Source organism: Kitasatospora griseola (assembly GCF_014648555.1).
GTDB classification, from domain to species: domain Bacteria; phylum Actinomycetota; class Actinomycetes; order Streptomycetales; family Streptomycetaceae; genus Kitasatospora; species Kitasatospora griseola.
This window is the reverse complement of the sequence record NZ_BMRI01000035.1, coordinates 45,811-64,511: the sequence shown is the minus strand read 5'-3', so window position 1 is coordinate 64,511 and position 18,701 is coordinate 45,811. Positions and strand designations below refer to the sequence as shown.

Annotated in this window: 14 protein-coding genes and 1 pseudogene; 14 read left to right on the top strand and 1 reads right to left on the bottom strand. The window is 74.9% G+C overall.

Annotated elements, in window-relative coordinates:
• From ssd to IEZ12_RS39370, 7 genes and pseudogenes are all read left to right on the top strand, one after another.
• A partial coding sequence (gene ssd / locus IEZ12_RS39375) for a septum site-determining protein Ssd (protein ID WP_373295548.1) occupies positions 1–540 on the top strand: 540 nt, incomplete at its 5' end.
• Positions 541–549: 9 nt separating this feature from the next.
• Complete coding sequence (locus IEZ12_RS30660) at positions 550–2,067, top strand: TadA family conjugal transfer-associated ATPase (RefSeq protein ID WP_229848334.1); 1,518 nt, start codon at positions 550–552, stop codon at positions 2,065–2,067.
• 94 nt (positions 2,068–2,161) lie between these two features.
• The gene (locus tag IEZ12_RS30655) at positions 2,162–3,262 is read left to right on the top strand and encodes a type II secretion system F family protein (protein ID WP_189276668.1); all 1,101 of its coding nucleotides are present in this window, start codon (positions 2,162–2,164) and stop codon (positions 3,260–3,262) included.
• Between the two features lie 163 nt (positions 3,263–3,425).
• A complete protein-coding gene (locus IEZ12_RS30650) occupies positions 3,426–4,214 on the top strand; it encodes a type II secretion system F family protein (protein WP_189276659.1) in 789 nt (262 codons plus the stop codon).
• 47 nt (positions 4,215–4,261) lie between these two features.
• The gene (locus tag IEZ12_RS30645; protein WP_189276651.1) at positions 4,262–4,513 is read left to right on the top strand and encodes a DUF4244 domain-containing protein; all 252 of its coding nucleotides are present in this window, start codon (positions 4,262–4,264) and stop codon (positions 4,511–4,513) included.
• A 37-nt stretch (positions 4,514–4,550) separates the two neighbouring features.
• Positions 4,551–4,889, top strand: a complete 339-nt coding sequence (locus IEZ12_RS30640; RefSeq protein ID WP_229848332.1) for a TadE family type IV pilus minor pilin — start codon at positions 4,551–4,553, stop codon at positions 4,887–4,889.
• 22 nt (positions 4,890–4,911) lie between these two features.
• A pseudogene (locus tag IEZ12_RS39370) lies at positions 4,912–5,226 on the top strand (Rv3654c family TadE-like protein); the annotation flags it as partial.
• A 102-nt stretch (positions 5,227–5,328) separates the two neighbouring features.
• Here the strand turns inward: IEZ12_RS39370 and sftH are convergent.
• Positions 5,329–7,797, bottom strand: coding sequence for a DEAD/DEAH box helicase (gene sftH, locus IEZ12_RS30630; protein WP_189276647.1), 2,469 nt, complete (start codon positions 7,795–7,797; stop codon positions 5,329–5,331).
• Positions 7,798–8,019: 222 nt separating this feature from the next.
• Here sftH and IEZ12_RS30625 point away from each other — a divergent pair, with 222 nt between their 5' ends.
• The 7 genes from IEZ12_RS30625 (at position 8,020) to tmk (ending at position 18,699) form a co-directional block, all read left to right on the top strand.
• Positions 8,020–8,361 (top strand): STAS domain-containing protein, encoded by a 342-nt coding sequence (locus IEZ12_RS30625; protein ID WP_189276645.1) that lies wholly within the window; start codon positions 8,020–8,022, stop codon positions 8,359–8,361.
• A gap of 155 nt (positions 8,362–8,516) precedes the next feature.
• A complete protein-coding gene (locus IEZ12_RS30620; protein WP_043915040.1) occupies positions 8,517–8,930 on the top strand; it encodes an ATP-binding protein in 414 nt (137 codons plus the stop codon).
• Between the two features lie 200 nt (positions 8,931–9,130).
• Positions 9,131–9,796 (top strand): small secreted protein, encoded by a 666-nt coding sequence (locus tag IEZ12_RS30615; RefSeq protein ID WP_189276644.1) that lies wholly within the window; start codon positions 9,131–9,133, stop codon positions 9,794–9,796.
• A 66-nt stretch (positions 9,797–9,862) separates the two neighbouring features.
• On the top strand, positions 9,863–11,389 hold the full coding sequence (locus tag IEZ12_RS30610; RefSeq protein WP_189276642.1) for a DUF7059 domain-containing protein: 1,527 nt from the start codon (positions 9,863–9,865) through the stop codon (positions 11,387–11,389).
• 301 nt (positions 11,390–11,690) lie between these two features.
• The gene (locus tag IEZ12_RS30605) at positions 11,691–12,179 is read left to right on the top strand and encodes a DUF3592 domain-containing protein (protein WP_100588193.1); all 489 of its coding nucleotides are present in this window, start codon (positions 11,691–11,693) and stop codon (positions 12,177–12,179) included.
• A gap of 442 nt (positions 12,180–12,621) precedes the next feature.
• Positions 12,622–15,498, top strand: a complete 2,877-nt coding sequence (gene topA / locus IEZ12_RS30600; protein ID WP_189276640.1) for a type I DNA topoisomerase — start codon at positions 12,622–12,624, stop codon at positions 15,496–15,498.
• Between the two features lie 78 nt (positions 15,499–15,576).
• Entirely contained in the window at positions 15,577–18,699 is a 3,123-nt protein-coding gene (tmk, locus tag IEZ12_RS40195) for a dTMP kinase (RefSeq protein ID WP_189276638.1), read from the top strand.
• Positions 18,700–18,701 lie beyond the last annotated feature (2 nt).

Genomic DNA, 18,701 nt, shown 5'->3' with positions numbered 1-18,701 from the left:
TGGCCCGACCTGGCCGCCTCGCGCGGCCGGATCAGCGGTGCCGAGCTGGCCAAGGCGCTGCCCGAGCCACACCGCCTCAGCGCCCTGTCCTGGGACCGCTCGGACATCCTGACCATCCCCGCCGAAGCCATGCGCAGCGTGCTGGCCGCGGCCCGCAGACGCGGCGGGCTGGTCGTCCTGGACCTGCCCAGACACCTCGACGAAGCGGCCGCCCAGGCCCTCGAACAGGCCGACACCGGGCTGCTCGTGGTCCCCGCCGAGCTGCGCGCGCTGGCCGCCGCCGACCGGGTCGCCGCAGCCGTCCGGATACGGCTCGCCGACCTGCGCGCCGTCGTCCGCACCCCCGGGCCGTCCGGCCTCACCGCCGCGGATGTCGCGCGCGGCCTGCACCTGCGCCTGGCCGGGGAGCTCGCCCCCGAGCCCGGCCTCGCCCTGGACGCCGAACGCGGCGCCCCGCCCGGCCTGCGGGACGGCGGGCCGCTGGCCCGGTTCTGCGGGCGATTCCTGACCGAAGCGATGCCGCCCGTCGTGGCGGCCTGAGGAGAACCCATGGCCAACCGCCTGCACGCCGTCGACACCCACGCCGTCGACCCCCGCACCGGTGAGCTGCCGTCCGCCCGACAGCCCGTCACCCGCACCCATCGGCGCATCCCGGTGCCTCGCGCCCGGGCCCTGCTCGGCGCCCCGCCGGGGCCCGCCGAGGAGGTCGCCCCGACCGAAGCCGGCCCGCCCGTGCGCTATCTGGTCCGCCGAAAGCCGCCGGCCGCCCCCGAACGGAACGGACCGCCGGGCGGCCTGCCCGCCGACGGCGCCGCCGAACTCGTCGACGCCGTCCGGCTCCGGCTCGCCGAGGCGGGCGCCGCGCCCACCACGGGCTCGGTCGCGGCCGCGCTGCGCGCAGCCCGGCCGCCGCTGGGCGGGGCCGACGTGCTCAACACCGTCCGCAGCCTGCGCGCCGAGATCGTCGGCGCCGGGCCGCTCGACCCGCTGCTGGCCGAGCCCGACGTCACCGACGTCCTGGTCAACGGACCCGACCAGATCTGGATCGACCGCGGCAAGGGCCTGGAGCGCGCACCCCAGGTGCGCTTCCCGAACACCGACGCCGTCCGCCGGCTCGCCCACCGGCTGGCCACCGCCGCCGGGCGCCGCCTGGACGACGCCCGGCCCTGGGTGGACGCCCGGCTGTCGGACGGCACTCGATTGCACGCCGTCCTTCCGCCGATCGCCGCCGACTGCACCCACATCTCGCTGCGCACCTGCCGCAGCACGCCCTTCACCCTCGCCGAGCTGGTGGCCGCCGGCGCCCTGCCGCCGTCCGGCGCCGACCTGCTGGCGGCCGTGCTCCGGGCCCGGCTGTCGCTGCTGATCTCCGGCGGCACCGGCAGCGGCAAGACCACCCTGCTCGCCGCGCTGCTCGGGCTCGTCCCGGCCAACGAACGCATCGTGCTGGCCGAGGACTCCGCCGAACTCCGGCCGGACCATCCGCACGTCGTCAGGCTCCAGTCGCGCCCGCCCAACCAGGAGTCGCTGGGCGAACTGACCCTGCGCGACCTGGTCCGGCAGGCACTGCGGATGCGGCCCGACCGGCTGGTGGTCGGCGAAGTCCGCGGCGCCGAGGTGGTCGACCTGCTGGCCGCCCTCAACACCGGCCACGAAGGCGGCTGCGGCACCGTCCACGCCAACACCGCCGCCGACGTGCCCGCCCGGCTGGAGGCCCTCGGCTCGCTCGCCGGCCTCGACCGGCAGTCGCTGCACAGCCAGCTCCGGGCCGGCCTCGATGCCGTCGTCCACCTCGGCCGCGATCGTGCGGACGGCCGCCGGCGGGTCACCGGCCTGCACCTGCTGGCCGCCGACCCGGACGGGCTGACCGCAACCACCACCGCCGTCCACTTCGACCGTGACGGGCGCAGCCGACCCGGCCCCGGGTGGGCCCGGCTGCGGGAGCTCTGCGCCGAACGCGGCGTCGAGCTGCCCCCGCACCCCGAGGCACCCTCCGAGGCCGACCCGGCCGGCGCGGTTGACGTGGTTGACGCGCCGGCCGGCGAACCCCGAGTGGAGGCGTCATGACGCTGTGTCAGATCGAGTTGGTGTGGATGGTCGGGCTCTGCGTGATCGGGGTGGTGGCGTGGCGGCTGCTGCGCTCCGAGGTCAGGAGGTCGTGATGGCAGGGGAGTTCGAGGTCGTTGCGGCGATGGCGTCGGCCCGGGGCGCCACCTGGGCGGCAACCCTGCTGGGCGCGGTTGCCGGGCTCGGGGCGGCGCTGCTCGGAGCGGCCTGGCTGACGGTGGCCCGGCGTCGACAACGCGGTGACGGGCGGCTGCGACGCCTGCTGAACGGGCATCGGGGGCCGGACGGTCGGCTCGCACGGGTCCGGGCCGGGTGGCGGCGACGGCGACCGCGCTGGCTGGTGCCCGAACTGCTGCTGCTCCCGGCCGGAGCGGCGGCCGGGCAGAGCACCGCCTCGGTGCTCCCGCTGATCGGGGCGGCCTGTGCGGTGGTTCCGGTCCGCCGGTGGCGTGCCCGCTACGCCGCAGGCCGGGCGGCACGGCAACGGGCGGCAGCGGTGATCGACCTGTGCGCCGGCCTCGCGGCCGAACTGCGCAGCGGCGCGACGCCCGAGCAGGCCATGTACTCGGTGGTCTCCCGGTCCGCCCCCGACTGGGCCCGCAGGCTCGGCCCCGAGCCGACGGCCCGGCTGGCGGCGGGTCGCTACGGGGCGGACCTGCCCGCCGCCCTCCGGCAGGTGGCCGAACTGCCCGGCGGGGAGGGCGCGGCGGCGGCCGCGGCCTGCTGGCGGGTCAGTACCGAGAGCGGCACCGGGTTGGCGTTCGGGCTGGAACAGGTCGCGGACGCGCTGCGCGCCGAACGCGCCCTTGCCGAGGAGATCGCGGGCGAACTCGCCGGTCCACGTACCACCGTGATCGTGCTGGCCGCCCTGCCCGCGGTGGGCATGGGCCTGGGCAGTGCACTCGGCGCCCACCCGGCGCAGGTCCTGCTGCACACCCCGGCCGGTCTGCTCAGCCTGCTCGCCGGGGCCGCCCTGGAGGTCGCCGGCGTCGTCTGGACCGCCCGGATCGTCCGGGCGGCCGAGGACGCCCCAGCCCGGGTCCGGCAGGGGCCCGACTCGGCCAGGCACGCTCCGGCCGGAGCGGCGGCTTCCTCCGGGTGCGGGATCTCCCGCACCCGTCGGGACCGGTGGCTCACCGCCGTGCCACCCCTGACGGGGGACCACCCGCCTGTTCGGGCGGACCAGTGGGCGTGAACGGGTGCGGCGGCCCGGTCCGGGTCCGGGGCGACCCAGTGGGCGGCGCGGGGGAGCCGCGCCAACTGCGGGACGAATGATCCGAGTTCGAGTCGACGGCGGTTCTGATGGCGGTTTCGATGGAGGTTTCCGTGGAGATTTCGGTGGAGGCGAGGTGGGCGGCGTGGTGATCCTGGTGCCGGTGGCCGCCGTGGGGCTGGTCGGTGAGGTGCTGGCGGTGGTGCGGGGGCGGGCGGTCCGACGCCGGGCCGGGCACTGCGTTCCGGCGTTGACGGCCGACCCTGCGCGGGACGGCCGGGGCGCGCAGGTCGAGGAGGCCGCGCGGCGGGCGATCCGATGGCTGGCCGGCGACCGGCCGTCGGCCGTGCTGCTCGGGGTGTCCGCCGCGGTGCTGGTCGGCGGGTGGGCAGGCCTGGCGGTCGGGTTGCTGGTGGGCTGGGCGGGGTGGTGGTGGCTGCCCAGGGTCCGGTCGCCCGGCGAACGTCGGCGGGCCGCGGAGCAGGACTGGCTGGTCCGCCAACTGCCGCTGACTGCCGACCTGCTGGCGGCCTGCCTCGGGTCGAGCGGTTCCCCGGCCGGAGCGGCGTTCGCGGTCGCGGACAGCGTGCCGTCACCGATGCGGGACCGCCTGTCCGGTGTCGCGGCCCAGCTCTCCCTTGGCGCCTCCCCGGAGCGCTGCTGGGAGCAACTGGCCGCCGACTGCCCGCCGATGGCCCCGCTCGCCCGCTGCCTGGCCCGCACCACCCTCAGCGGCGCGCCACCGGCCACCGCGCTCGTCGGCCTCGCCCAGTCCCAACGGGCGGCGGCCGCCCGGGCGGCGCACGCGCGGGTCCGCCGGGCCGGCGTGCTGGCGACCGCACCGCTCGGGCTCTGCTTCCTGCCCGCGTTCGTGCTGATCGGCGTCGTGCCGGTGGTGATGGGCCTGACCGGCACCTTCTCCCAGCGGCTCTGATCCGCACCCGTCGAACGAATCGCCACTCCTACGAAGGGACTTCACCAATGACGACTCTCTCCCTGCCGGTCCGACCGGCATCCGCGGTGCGCGTCGCCCGCGGGCTCGGCGACTGGCTGCGCCACCGGTACCGGACGATGGCGGAGGGGCCGCCGGACGCCGGAATGAGCACCGCCGAGTACGCGATCGGCACGGTGGCGGCCTGCGCCTTCGCGGCGGTGCTCTACAAGGTGGTGACCAGCGGCACGGTCTCCGGCGCACTGTCGGAGATCCTCGACCGGGCCCTTCATGCGGCGTGAACGCCGGGCCGGTCGCGCCAGGTCGCCGGACTCGGGGATGGTCACCGCCGAGACGGCGGTGGCCCTGCCCGCCCTGGTGCTGCTCACGGCCATGTTGATCTGGGGCGTGGTCGCCGCCGGTGCCCAGATCCGCTGTGTGGACGCGGCCCGGGCCGGCGCCCGGGCCGCCGCCCGAGGGGACACCGACGCCGCGTCGGTCGCCGCGGCAGCCGCCCCGCCGGGTGCCAAGGTCACGGTCGCCCTGAACGCCACCACCGCCCGAGTCACCGTCGAGGCCCCGTGCCCCGGTCCGGGTCGCCTTGCCACCGTCCTGTCGGTCCGCCTCACCGCCACCGCGGTGAGCGCCCGGGAGGACGTGCTGATCGAAGACAGCTGAGATCCGAGAGGAGGTAACCGCCATGAGGCAGCACGAGCAGCCCGGCGGAGAGGGCTCGCCCGACCGCGGGTCGGCGACGGTGTGGCTGGTCGCCCTGGGCATGCTGGGGACGGTGGTGTTCTCGGCCTGCCTGATGGTCGGCCAGGTGGTGGTGGCCCGCCACCGCGCCGAGTCGGCGGCGGACCTGGCCGCGCTGGCCGCCGCTCAGCGGCTGCTGCTCGACCCGGACGGCGGCTGCGGCCGGGCGGCCGGGCTGACGCAGGCCCAGGAGCACGCCGAGCTCGTCTCCTGTCGCGTCCTGCCGGGCGAGGACGCCGTGGAGGTGGTCGTCCAGGTCCCGATTCGCGGCCTGCCCGTCCCACTCGGGCCGGCCCGAGCCCGGTCCCGGGCCGGCCCGCTGTGGGCCTGGGGCGACAGCGCCGCCGAAACGGACGCGCCATCAGCCGGTCGCGTCACCGGCCGCGTCATCAGCCGCACCATCGGCCGGGCCGGTCGAGCCGTCGTCGGAAGCGCCGGGGGAGCCCGGAGCGCCGGAAGCGCCGGGGGAGCCGACCGCGTCGGCCGGGTCGGCCGGGTCGGCCGGGTCCGGCCGGTTGGGGGCGTGGGCGAGGAGGGTGGTGAGGAGGCGGATCGCGGCGGCCTTGTCGAGGGGTTCGTTGCCGTTGCCGCACTTGGGGGACTGGACGCAGGACGGGCAGCCGCGGTCGCACTCGCAGGCGGCGATGGCGTCCCGGGTCGCGGTCAGCCACTCCACGGCGCGGTGGAAGCCGCGTTCGGCGAAGCCCGCGCCGCCGGAGTGGCCGTCGTAGACGAAGACGGTGGGGAGCCCGGTGTCGGGGTGCAGCGGGACGGAGACGCCGCCGATGTCCCAGCGGTCGCAGGTGGCGAACAGCGGAAGGAGGCCGATCGAGGCGTGTTCGGCGGCGTGGGCCGCTCCGGGGAGTTGGTCGAACGGGATGGTCGCGTCGAGGAGTTGGTCCTCGGTGACGGACCACCAGACGGCCCGGGTGCGCAGGGTGCGGGGCGGCAGGTCGAGCTTGCTCTCGCCGAGGATCTCGCCGGTGGAGATCCGCTTGCGCAGATAGCCGACAACCTGGTTGACCACCTCCACCGAGCCGAAGCTGAGCTGGGCCTCGCCCCACTCCTCGGTGGTGTCGGTGGACAGGATCGAGATCGAGGTGACGTCCCGCGCGGAGGTGGTGTACGGCGGATTCGCGGGGGAGACCAGGGCGACAGAGGACTCCAGGTCGAACTCGCGGACCAGGTAGGTGCGCCCCTGGTGCAGGTGGACGGCGCCGGTGTGCACGGTGGTGTGCGCGGCCTCGGCGTCGACGGTGCCGAGCAGCCGCCCGGTGTCCGCCTCGACGATCTGCACGGGGCTGCCGCCGCTGCCGCGCAGGTCGACGCCGTCCACGGCGCGCTCCCGGCGGGTCCAGTACCAGGAGCCGTCGCTCCGGCGGCGCAGCAGCCCGCGGCGCTCCAGCACCGGGAGCAGCGGCTCGCTGGACGGGCCGAAGAGCTCCAGGTCGGCGTCGGTGAGCGGCAGTTCCGCGGCGGCCGCGCACAGGTGCGGGGCGAGCACGTGCGGGTTGTCGGGGTCGAGGACGGTCGCCTCCACCGGTGTGGCGAACAGCGCGTCGGGGTGGTGGACCAGGTAGGTGTCCAGCGGGTCGTCGCGGGCGATCAGCACCGCCAGCGCGCCCTGGCCCTCCCGTCCGGCGCGGCCGGCCTGCTGCCAGAGCGAGGCCCGGGTGCCGGGGTAGCCGGCCAGCAGGACGGCGTCCAGGCCGGAGACGTCCACGCCGAGTTCCAGTGCGGAGGTGGAGGCCAGACCGAGCAGTCGGCCGGTGTGCAGGTCGCGCTCCAGGGCGCGGCGCTCCTCGGCCAGGTAGCCGCCGCGGTAGGCGGCGACCCGGGCGGCGAGCGGGTGGCCGAGCTGCTCCTGGGCCTGCAGGGCGACCAGCTCGGCCGCCCGGCGGGAGCGGACGAAGACCACGGTCCGGGTGCCGTCGTGGACCAGGTCGGTGAGCAGGTAGCCGGCCTCCGCGGTGGCGGAGCGGCGGACGGGCGCGCCGTGCTCGCCGACGTTCTCGGTCAGCGGCGGCTCCCACAGCGCGAACACCAGCGGGCCGCGCGGCGAGCAGTCCTCGGTGACGGCCGTGGCGGGCAGCCCGGTGAGCCGTTGCGCGGTGACGGCCGGCTCGGCGGTGGTGGCGGAGGCCAGCAGGAAGGTCGGCGAGGCCCCGTAGCGGGCGCACAGCCGCCGCAGCCGGCGCAGCACCTGGGCGACGTGCGAGCCGAACACGCCGCGGTAGGTGTGGCACTCGTCGATCACCACGTACTTCAGCGCCTTCAGGAAGGACGACCAGCGCGGGTGGGCGGGGAGTATCCCCCGGTGCAGCATGTCGGGGTTGGTCAGCACGTACGAGGCGTACTGGCGGACCCACTCGCGCTCCTGCGGCGGCGTGTCGCCGTCGTAGAGCGCCACCCGGACCCGGTCGGGGACGAGTTCGGCGGCGCGGCGGCGCTGGTCGGCGGCCAGCGCCTTGGTCGGGGCGAGGTACAGCGCGGTGGCGCCGCGCCCGTTGCGGGCCTCGGTGCCGGTGAGCAGCTCGCTCAGGACGGGGGCCAGATAGCCCAGCGACTTGCCCGAGGCGGTGCCGGTCGCGATCACCGTGGTCCGCCCGGCCGCGGCCAGGTCCATGGCCTCGGCCTGGTGCGCCCAGGGCAGCAGCACGCCGAGCTCGGCGGCGGCCGCGACCACCTCCTGGCGGATTCCTTCCGGCCAAGGGGCGTAGCGCGCCTCGCGCGCGGGCAATTGCTCCGTATGGGTGAGGCGATCCGACCTGCCGCGCTCGGTGGAAAGGCTTGCGAGCAGGGCCTCGGGCTGGTGGTGACGGGGCGGCATGAAGACCCAGTGTGTCACCGGCGTGACGGAGAATCGCTGTTAACCATCGTGCGCCCATGGTCGCAAGTGGTTGAATGAAGCCCGTGACGGCCGCACGGCCGAGGGCCGCAACACCGAGGCTCCGACCTGACGGTTTGCCGCGCCCTGGGCGTGTGACCATGTGGTCGCAGCCCTTGGGCTGAAGATCGCAATGACGTAGCAAGGCAAGGTGCTGGAGGTTCCGTGGACCTGTCCCTGTCGACCCGTACTGTCGGCGATCGCACGGTCGTCGAGGTTGGCGGCGAGATCGATGTGTACACCGCCCCCAAGCTGCGCGAGCAGCTTGTCGAGCTCGTCAACGACGGCAACTACCACTTGGTCGTGGACATGGAGGGCGTGGACTTCCTCGACTCCACCGGCCTCGGTGTGCTGGTCGGCGGCCTGAAGCGGGTGCGTGCGCACGAGGGTTCGCTGCGCCTGGTGTGCAACCAGGAGCACATCCTGAAGATCTTCCGGATCACCGGTCTGACCAAGGTCTTCCCGATCCACAACTCGGTGGACGACGCCGTCTCGGCGACCGACTGACGTTCCGTCGGTCCGCCGTTCCGACCGAATCTTCTCGATCGACCGCCGCCGGTCGGCCGGGCGATGAGCCCTGCCCGGCCGGCGTGGTCGGTGTTCCCGCCTCCGCCGTGCGGGCCGGTGTGCCCGGCGGTGGGGAGCAACCCCGGAGGGGAGACATGGCAACCGTCGAACTTCGATTCAGCGCACTGCCCGAGCACGTCCGCACCGCCCGGCTGGTGGCCGCCGCGGTGGCCAGACGCGCGGGGGTGGACGAGTCGGTGCTCGACGAGTTGCGACTCGCCGTGGGCGAGGCCTGCTCCCGCGCGGTGGCGCTGCACCAGCGCAGCGGCGTGGACGGTGCGGTCCGGGTCGCGCTGACCGAGCAGGAGAAGCGCTTTCTCATCGAGGTCGCCGACGAGGCCGGCCCGGCGCAGGCCGCCGGCGCCGGGGGCGGCGGCCCGGAGGACGAGGACGCGCTCGGCCTGGCGGTCATCACCGGCCTGGTGGAGGACGTCGAGGTCGGCAACGGCGCGGACGGCGGCGTGATCCGGATGAGCTGGCCGGTCGCCCCGGCCTCCGCCGACGCCTGAGAGCGCCCCGGCTCGCTCCAACCTGCCCGAGCCCGTCCGCTCGCCGCACCCCGCCCACGCGTCCCCACCGAGAGGCTGCGGGCCGCGCTGAGCTGGGCGGATGCCCGGGGCCGCGGCCTTCCCGGCACCCCGATGCGGGCGGCCGTGTAGGTTCGCTGGTCGATGCCCGGGACCGGGTGTCAGCGACCGAAAGGGCCCCGGTGAAGAAGCGACTGGTCACCGTCTCCGCGCTCGGCGCGCTGCTTGCGCTCGCCGCCGTCGGCTGTTCCGCCGACGACTCGGCGAAGCTCGACGGCTGGGCGAAGAACGTCTGCGATGCCGCGCGGGACCCGATCGCGCAGTCCCGGACGGCGCTCGCCGACACCGGGAACGTCAAGGAGGGCGAGTCCCCCGTCGACCTGCAGAAGCGGCTGTCCACCGACCTGGCCGCGCTGGCCGCCACCAACCAGCAGCTGGCGGACGCGGTGGAGAAGGCCGGTGCGCCGAAGATCGACAGCGGGGTGAAGGTCCAGCAGGACGCCGTCAACGAGCTGAAGCAGGTCGCGCAGGGCTACCTGGACGCGCAGAAGAAGCTGGACGGCCTGACCAACGCCGACCAGGCCAAGTTCGCGGACGGCCTGCGCAGCGTCGGCGACCAGGTGCAGCGGCTGTCCCAGGTGTCCACCGGCGCGCTCGCCACCCTGCAGAGCGGCGACCTAGGCGACGCGATCAAGAAGCAGCCCGGCTGCAAGGCGGCCGCCGCCGGCGCGCCCGCCGCCGCTCCGTCCGGAAGCGCCAGTCCGTCGGCCGGCGCCAACCCGTCCGGCGGAACCCAGAGCAACGCGCCGGACCAGGGCGCCGGATCGCCCTCCCCGAGCAAGAGCTGACGTCCGGTCGGCCCGTCGCCGGGTGCGGTGGCCGGGCGGGGCCGGTCGGCGGGGGAGAATGGCGGGGTGACGAACAGCCCCGTTCTTGATTCCGGCCGGACGGCGGAACTGCGGGAGGCGCTGCTCAAGGCCTCCTTCACCGCCGACGGATTGCTCGACCTGCTCGGCCCGGCCGCGTACGCGGCGCTGGCCCGCAGCGAGGCCGTTCCGGCGCTGCGGGCGACCCGCGGCGGCTCGCCGCTGGAGACCCTGGTGCGGCTGTTCCTGCTGCAGCAACCGGTGCCGGAGAGCGCCGCCGCGGCCGCCCTGCCCGTCGAGGGCCTGCTGGCGGACGGCTGGCTGGTGCGCGACGGCGCCGAGCTGCGCGCCACCGTGGACGTGCGGCCGTACGCCGACGAGGTGGCCGGCCTGCCCAGCGCGGACGCCTGGGTGGTGTCCGACCTCGGCTGCGCCGTCGGCGGCGCGGGCGGCATCGGCTCCGGGCGGACGGACGCCGGCATCGAGCGCCGCGACCTGGTGCTCGGGGTGGGCGGCGCGTCCACCACGCTGGCCAACCTGACGGTGCGTCGACCGGTCCGCGAGGTGCTGGACCTGGGCTCCGGCTCCGGTGTGCAGGCGCTGCACGCCGCCCGGCACGCCCAGCGGGTCACCGCCACCGACCTCAACCCGCGGGCCCTGCACTTCACCCGGCTGACCGCCGCGCTGTCCGGCTTCGACAACGTGACCACCGCCGAGGGCAGCCTGTACGAGCCGATCGGCGAGCGGCGCTTCGACCTGATCGTTTCCAACCCGCCGTTCGTGATCTCCCCGGCCGGCCGGTTCACCTACCGGGACGGCGGAATGGCCGGCGACGAGCTGTGCCGCAGCGTGGTGCGCGGCGCCGCCGCCCACCTGGAGCCCGGCGGCTACTGCCAGCTGCTGGCGAACTGGCAGCACGTCAAGGGCGAGGACTGGCACGACCGGCTGGCCGGCTGGGTGGCCGGCACCGGCCTGGACGCCTGGGTGGTGCAGCGCGAGGTGCAGGACGTCGCCCAGTACGCCGAGCTGTGGCTGCGCGACGGCGGCGACCACCGCGGCGACGAGTACCGGGCCAGGTACGAGGAGTGGCTGGACAGCTTCGAGGCGGCCGGCGTGGAGGGCATCGGCTTCGGCTGGATCACCCTGCGGGCGTCCGGTGCGGCCGACCCGGTGGTGCGGATCGAGGAGTGGCCGCACCCGGTGGAGCAGCCGCTCGGCCCGCACATCGAGGAGTGGTTCGCCCGCCAGGACTTCCTGCGCGGCCACGACGACGCCGGACTACTGGCCGCCCGCTACCTGCTCGCCGACGAGGTGGTGCAGGAGCAGATCGGCGCACCCGGCTCCGAGGACCCCGAGCACGTGGTGCTCCGCCACAACCGGGGCATGCGGCGCGCCACCAAGGTGGACACCGTCGGCGCGGGCTTCGTCGGCGTCTGCGACGGCACGCTGGCCGCCGGGGAGATCGTCGACGCGATCGCCCAACTGCTCGGCGAGGACGCGGCGCAGCTGCGGGCCCGGGTGCCCGAGTCGCTGCGGCTGCTCACCGAGCAGGGGTTCATCGAGCCGGTCCGCTGACACGACCGCGGCGGACACGACTCCTGGGCCCGTCGCCGTTGAACCACGTCGAATCGCGTCGAATCGGATGCCGCCCCGGCGGTGACATTGATCACCCGGTGGGTGGACGGGCGTGCCGGGACTCCCGGGTGACCATCGCGGCCCGGCCGCGTTGAACACCCGGGAGCCGGAGCCTTCGGCGGCCGCGTTCACTCGGGCGTTCCCCGTGCGTGGCCCGTCGGATGCCCGGTGTCCGCCGCGGGTTGTCCACCGGCTGCCAGGGTGCTGTCCACAGGCTGTGGGCAGTGCAGGGGGGGACCGGGTGGAGACGCCGACGACGCTGGTGGGCGGGGCGGTCCTGGTGGCCTTCGGGAGCGCGCTGCTGCTGTGGTGCGCCGTGGAACTGCGCCTTCGCCACCACCTGCGCCGCCACGGCGTGCCCGCCACCGCCCAGGTGGTCGCCGACCGGGCCCGGGCCGACGCGATGGACAGCAGCCCGTTGCTCTCCTACCCCGTGGACACCGTCGGCGGGCCGACCGACGCCGGACTCGGCACCGTCCACGAGCTGCGCCCCGACCCGGTGGGCCGCCTGGTGCTGTCCCGCCCGCGCGGGCACACCCCGCTGCGCCGCCCGCCGCGGCTGGCCGCCGGCGCGGCCGTCCAGGTCGCCTACGACCCGCGGCGGCCGTCCCGGGTGGTGCTGGCCGCCCACGAGGAGCTGCCCTCGCTGCCCGCGGACCTGTTCTGGGCGCTCCTCGGGACCTCGGCGCTGGCGGGCGGCCTGACCCTGCTCGCGCTCGCCCTTCGCTGAGCGAACCGGCGCCGAACGCACCCGGGTCGGGCAGACACGCCCCCGGCGAAGCCTGCGTCGGCCGAGCCCGACCCCGACCCCGATCGCCCGCATCCGCCGCCCCGGCGCGGCCCGTCCGGTTACGGAGCGCACTGTTCCGCTCCGTCTCCCGCCGCCGTCCGGTCCTGTTTCCGCGGCGTCCGGGCCTCGGGGAAACTCGCCCGGGCGGCGCGCGGAGTGCGTGGGCCGGATCGGGCGGAAGGCCTGCTTGCCCGGGAAAGACATGCCCCGGGACCGGCCATCGGGTTACCGTTCGAGTGGCGTCGGTCGGCCTTGCCGGTGAAAAAGCGGCATCCGTCCGTTTGACAAGGGTGGCCAGGGTACGGTCACACTCCGCTGGTGGGACCGTCGCTTGTGCGACTGCCCAGGAGCTTTGGTAAACGACCGGGAGAGAAGAGCGAAGGTGTCCCCGAGCAGCGAGACCGCGCACGGCAAGCGACTCGTCATCGTCGAGTCGCCGGCCAAGGCCAAGACGATCAAGGGCTACCTCGGGCCCGGCTACATCGTCGAGGCCAGTGTCGGTCACATCCGCGACCTGCCCGGCACGGCCGCCGAGGTTCCGGACGAGTACACCGGCGAGGTGCGTCGTCTCGGGGTCGACGTGGATCATGACTTCGCTCCGATCTACGTGGTCAACCCGGACAAGAAGTCCCAGGTCACGAAGCTGAAGTCGCTGCTCAAGGAGTCCGACGAGCTCTTCCTGGCCACCGATGAGGACCGCGAGGGCGAGGCCATCGCGTGGCACCTGCAGGAAGTGCTGAAGCCCAAGGTGCCGGTGCACCGGATGGTCTTCCACGAGATCACCAAGGACGCCATCCAGGAGGCCGTGCGCAACCCGCGGCACCTGAACAAGCGCCTGGTCGACGCGCAGGAGACCCGCCGCATCCTGGACCGCCTCTACGGCTACGAGGTCTCCCCGGTGCTGTGGAAGAAGGTCATGCCGAAGCTGTCGGCAGGCCGTGTCCAGTCGGTCGCCACCCGCCTGGTGGTCGAGCGCGAGCGTGAGCGGATCGCCTTCACCTCCGCCTCGTACTGGGACCTGGTCGGCACCTTCGGCACCGGTCGCACGGCCGCCGACGCCGCCAACCCGGAGACCTTCGGCGCCCGGCTGATCTCGGTCGACGGCAAGCGGGTCGCCACCGGTCGCGACTTCGGCACCGACGGCCGGCTGAAGTCCGCCGCCAACACCCTGCACCTGGACGAGCAGGCCGCCCGCACGCTGGCCGCCGCGCTGGAGCAGACCGCGTTCAGCGTCCGCAGCGTCGAGTCCAAGCCGTACCGCCGCTCCCCGTACGCGCCGTTCCGCACCACCACGCTGCAGCAGGAGGCCAGCCGCAAGCTGGGCTTCGGCGCCAAGCGGACCATGCAGGTCGCGCAGAAGCTGTACGAGAACGGCTTCATCACCTATATGCGCACCGACTCGACCACGCTGTCGGACACCGCCGTCACCGCCGCCCGCGCCCAGGTCACCCAGCTGTACGGGGCCGACTACCTGCCGGCCGCGCCGCGCACCTACGCCTCCAAGGTGAAGAACGCGCAGGAGGCGCACGAGGCGATCCGCCCGTCCGGCGACCGGTTCCGCACGCCCGCCGAGACCGGGCTGGCCGGCGACGACTTCCGGCTGTACGAGCTGATCTGGATGCGCACTGTCGCCTCCCAGATGAAGGACGCGGTCGGCCAGTCCGTCACCGTCAAGGTCGGCGGCCGTTCCGCCGACGGCCGGGACGCCGAGTTCTCCGCCTCCGGCAAGATCATCACCTTCCACGGCTTCCTGAAGGCCTACGTCGAGGGCGCCGACGACCCGAACGCCGAGCTGGACGACCGGGAGCGCCGCCTGCCGCAGGTCTCCGAGGGCGACCCGCTGGCCGCCGACCGGCTGACCCCCGAGGGCCACGCCACCAAGCCGCCGGCCCGCTACACCGAGGCCTCGCTGGTCAAGGAGCTGGAAGACCGCGAGATCGGCCGCCCGTCCACGTACGCGTCGATCATCGACACGATCATCAACCGCAAGTACGTGTTCAAGAAGGGCACCGCCCTGGTGCCCTCGTTCCTCTCCTTCGCCGTGGTCAACCTGCTGGAGAAGCACTTCGGCCGGCTGGTCGACTACGACTTCACCGCGAAGATGGAGGACGACCTCGACCGGATCGCGGCCGGCCAGGCCGAGTCCGTGCCGTGGCTCAAGCGCTTCTACTTCGGCGAGGGCGAGGCCACCGGCGCCGCCGTCGGCGCCGCGGACGCGGGCAACGGCGACGGCGACCACCTCGGCGGCCTGAAGGAACTGGTCACCGACCTCGGCGCGATCGACGCCCGGGAGATCAGCTCCTTCCCGATCGGCGACGGCATCGTGCTCCGGGTCGGCCGCTACGGCCCGTACGTGGAGCGCCCCACCGCCGTCGAGGGCGAGCCCGGCCAGCGCGCCGACGTCCCCGACGAGCTGCCGCCGGACGAGCTGACCGTCGAACTCGCCGAGGAGCTGTTCGCCAAGCCCAGCGGCGAGCGCGAGCTCGGCACCGACCCGATCAGCGGCAACCCGCTGGTCGCCAAGGCCGGCCGGTTCGGCCCGTACGTCACCGAGGTGCTCCCCGAGGGCACCCCGAAGACCGGCAAGAACGCCGTCAAGCCGCGCACCGCGTCGCTGTTCAAGTCCATGGACCTGGACACCGTCACCCTTGAGGACGCGCTGCGCCTGCTCTCGCTGCCCCGGGTGGTCGGCGCCGACGCCGAGGGCAACGAGATCACCGCGCAGAACGGCCGCTACGGCCCGTACCTCAAGCGCGGCACCGACTCGCGCTCGCTGACCAGCGAGGACCAGCTGCTCAGCATCACCCTGGACGAGGCGCTGGCGATCTACGCCCAGCCCAAGCAGCGCGGCCGGGCCGCCGCGGCCGCCCCGCTGAAGGAGCTCGGCAACGACCCGGTCAGCGAGAAGCCGGTGGTGGTCAAGGACGGCCGGTTCGGTCCGTACGTCACCGACGGGGAGACCAACGCGACGCTCCGCAAGGACGACGAGGTGGAGACCATCACCCCGGAGCGGGCGTTCGAGCTGCTCGCCGAGAAGCGCGCCCGCGGACCGGTGAAGAAGGCCGCCAAGAAGGCCCCCGCGAAGAAGACCGCCACGGCCGCCAAGAAGACCACGGCGACCAAGACCGCAGCGGCCAAGAAGACGGCGGCCAAGAAGACTACCGCGGTGAAGAAGACCACGGCAGCCAAGAAGACCACCGCGGCGAAGACCGCGGCGGCCGAGAAGCCCGCCGCGGAGAACACATCCGAGGAGAGCTGACGGACACTGCGTAACGGGCCTGTTCGAATCCGGGCGGGCCCGTTAAGGTCGGGGCCGTGCACTCGCTACGCTGACGGTATGACGAGCGAGGAGCCGCCCCCCACCGCACGCGCCGCCGCGAGCGGCCTCCCCGAGGTCGCCCCCGCCGGGACACCCGGCGAACGGGCCCGCGCGCTGCTCCGGCTGCGGCCCTACCGGAAACTCTGGACCACCCAGCTGCTCGGCGGCACCGCCGACCGGCTGTCGGTCCTGGTGTTCGTCCCGCTCACCGTGGTCGCCACCGTGCTCGGCGGGCAGTTCGGGCACGGCTACCGGTCGATCGCGCTGGCCGTCGCCGCCCTGTTCGCGGCCCGACTGCTCGCCTCCGCCCTGTTCGGGGCCGCCCTGCTCGGTCCGGTGCACGCCCTGGTCGGCGGCCGGATCGACCGGCGCTGGAGCCTGCTCGGCGCGGACCTGGCCCGCGCCCTGCTGATCGGCCTCGCCCCCTGGTGGGTGGTCTGGTCGCCCGGCTCCGCCACCTGGCTGCTGCTCGGCTCGGTGTTCCTGGCCGGCGCCGCCGAACGGATCTGGACCATCGGCAAGTCCGCCGCCGTCCCCGCGCTGCTGGCCGTCCCCGAGCAGACCGGCCCGCCGGCCGCCGCCTCGCTGGACGCCGTCCGCACCCTCGACCTGCGCACCGGTTGGGCAGCGCTGCCGCTGGCCGCCACCGGGCTGATCGGCTTCACGCTGGTCAACAACGTGCTCGCCGCGGTCGGCCTGCACTGGCTGCGCGGCCACCAGCTCACCGTCGCCGCGCTCGGCGCCGCCGCGCTGTTCGTCGTCAACGCCGGGCTGCTGTACTTCCAGGAGCTGCCGGCGGGCGCCAACACCGCGCCGCGCTCCCCGCTGCAGGGCCTGCGCGCCCCCACCGACGCGACGCCCGGACCGTCCCTCAAGAAGGGCCGCACCGGCTCCGCCCCCTACTTCACCTTCTCGATCGCCGCCGCCTACGCCGCGATGGCCGGCGTCGCCGCGCTCGGACTGCTCACCGCCACCGAACACCTGGCCGGCCCGATCGGCTACGGCCTGCTGGTGCTCGCCGCCGCCGGCGCGCCCGCCGTCGGCATCCGGCTCAGCCGCGCCACCCTGCCCGGCCTGTCCCGCCGCCGGCTGCTCGCCCTCGGCCTGGTCACCGCCGGCGTGGCGCTGATCCTCGCCGGACTGGTCCTCGACTTCGTCCTGGTGCTGCTGTTCACCGTGCTGGCCGGCCTCGCCGCCGGCGTGGTCATCGCCACCGGGCGCGGACTGCTCGCCCAGGAGATCGAGGAGATCCGCCTCGGCAAGGTCACCGAGCACCTGTACGCGGTGCTGCGGGTGGTCGTCGCCGTCGCCCTGGTCGGCATGCCACTGCTGGCCGCCGGCTACGGCGAGGTCTCGCTCGGCCACGTCGGCACCGGCAGCTTCACCTTCATCCACGGCGGCGCCGCGCTCGCCGTCTCCACCGCCGGACTGCTCACTCTGGTGCTCGCCGCCGTCGTCCTGCTGAAGACCGACGACCAGCGTGGCATCGTCCCGTTCGGCCGCGAGCTCGTGCAGGCCGTCCGCGGCGGCGCCGGGGCCGCGCCGCACCGGGTGGCCGGCAAGGGCTACTTCATCGCCCTGGAGGGCGGCGACGGGGCCGGCAAGTCCACCCAGGCGCAGGCCCTCGCCGAATGGATCCGCGCCAAGGGCCACGAGGTCGTCGTCACCCGCGAACCCGGCGGCTCCCCGATCGGGCAGCGCCTGCGCGCCCTCGTCCTGGACGTCGGCAACACCGGCCTGTCGCACCGCGCCGAGGCGCTGATCTACGCCGCCGACCGGGCCGAGCACGTCGAGAACGTGATCCGGCCGGCCCTGGAGCGCGGCGCCGTGGTCATCACCGACCGCTACATGGACTCCTCCATCGCCTACCAGGGCGCCGGCCGCGACCTGGCGGCCACCGAGGTCGCCCGGATCTCCCGCTGGGCCACCGGCGGACTGGTGCCCGACCTGACCGTCGTCCTCGACGTCGACCCCACCGCCGCGCGGGATCGTTTCACCGAGGCGCTCGACCGGCTGGAGTCCGAGCCCACCGAGTTCCACCAGCGGGTCCGCTCCGGGTTCCTCGCGCTGGCCGCCGCCGACCCGGCCCGCTACCTGGTCGTCGACGGCAGCCAGGCGCCCGCCGCCGTCACCACCGCCGTCCGGCACCGCCTCGACCGCGAGCTGCCGCTCTCCGACCAGGAGAAGGTCGCCAAGGCCGAGCAGGAGCGCAAGGCCCGCGAGGAGGCCGCCCGGCGCGCCGCCGAGGCCGAGGCCGCCCGCAAGGCCGCCGAGGAGGCCGAGCGCAAGCGGCTCGCGCTGCTGGAGGAGCTCCGCGCCGAGCAGGCCGAGAAGGACCGCCTGGCCGCCGAGGAGGCCGCCCGCGTCAAGGCCGAGCAGGAACGCAGGGCCGCCGAGGAAGCCCGCCGCGCCGCCGAGGCGGAAGCCGCCCGCAAGGCCGAGGAGGAGGCGAAGCGGCAGGCCGCCGAGCAGGCCCGCCTCGCCGCCGAGGCCGCCGCCGCGCGCAAGGCCGCCGCGGAGGAGGCCGCCCGGGTCGAGCTCCAGCGCCAGCGCGACCTGCAGCGGGAGGAGCAGCGGCGCCGCGCCGAGGAAGCGCTGCAGCGGGCCGAGGACGCCCGGAAGGCCGCCGAGGCCGAGGCGGACCGGACCGCGGTGCTCCCCAAGGTCGAGGACGCCGAGTCCGACAGCGAGACCACCCGGGAGCTGCCGAAGCCGGTGCTCGACGAGACCGCCGTGCTGCCGAAGGTCGCGGACGACGAGACCGCGGTGCTGCCCAAGGCCGAGCCGGCCCCCGAGCCGTCCCCCGCCCCCAAGCCCGAGCCGACCCCCGCGCCCAAGCCGACCCCCGCGCCCAAGCCCGCTCCCGGGGCCAAGCCGGAGGCCGGGGCCAGGCCGGAGGCCGGGCCCGAGGCCAAGCAGGTGCCGCCCGGGCTGTTCCGCGACGAGGACGACTCCTCGCGCACCCGTGAGCTGCGCCCCCGGCCGGACTGGGCGGAGGAGACCCCGCTCGACGACCTGCCCAGCCTGACCGACAGCCTGCTCGGCTCCCGCGAGGAGTGGGCGCGCTGGGAGGCCGAGGCCCCCGAGCAGCCGGAGCAGGACGAGCAGCCGAAGCGGGGCTGGCTCCGCCGCAAGGACTGACC

Excerpts from the sequence above, each read along its gene's own strand:
- IEZ12_RS30660 (WP_229848334.1), top strand. The coding sequence starts at position 550 with ATGGCCAACCGCCTGCACGCCGTCGACACCCACGCCGTCGACCCCCGC.
- IEZ12_RS30655 (WP_189276668.1), top strand. The coding sequence starts at position 2,162 with ATGGCAGGGGAGTTCGAGGTCGTTGCGGCGATGGCGTCGGCCCGGGGC.
- IEZ12_RS30645 (WP_189276651.1), top strand. The coding sequence starts at position 4,262 with ATGACGACTCTCTCCCTGCCGGTCCGACCGGCATCCGCGGTGCGCGTC.
- IEZ12_RS30640 (WP_229848332.1), top strand. The coding sequence starts at position 4,551 with ATGGTCACCGCCGAGACGGCGGTGGCCCTGCCCGCCCTGGTGCTGCTC.
- sftH (WP_189276647.1), bottom strand. The coding sequence starts at position 7,797 with ATGCCGCCCCGTCACCACCAGCCCGAGGCCCTGCTCGCAAGCCTTTCC.
- IEZ12_RS30620 (WP_043915040.1), top strand. The coding sequence starts at position 8,517 with ATGGCAACCGTCGAACTTCGATTCAGCGCACTGCCCGAGCACGTCCGC.
- tmk (WP_189276638.1), top strand. The coding sequence starts at position 15,577 with ATGACGAGCGAGGAGCCGCCCCCCACCGCACGCGCCGCCGCGAGCGGC.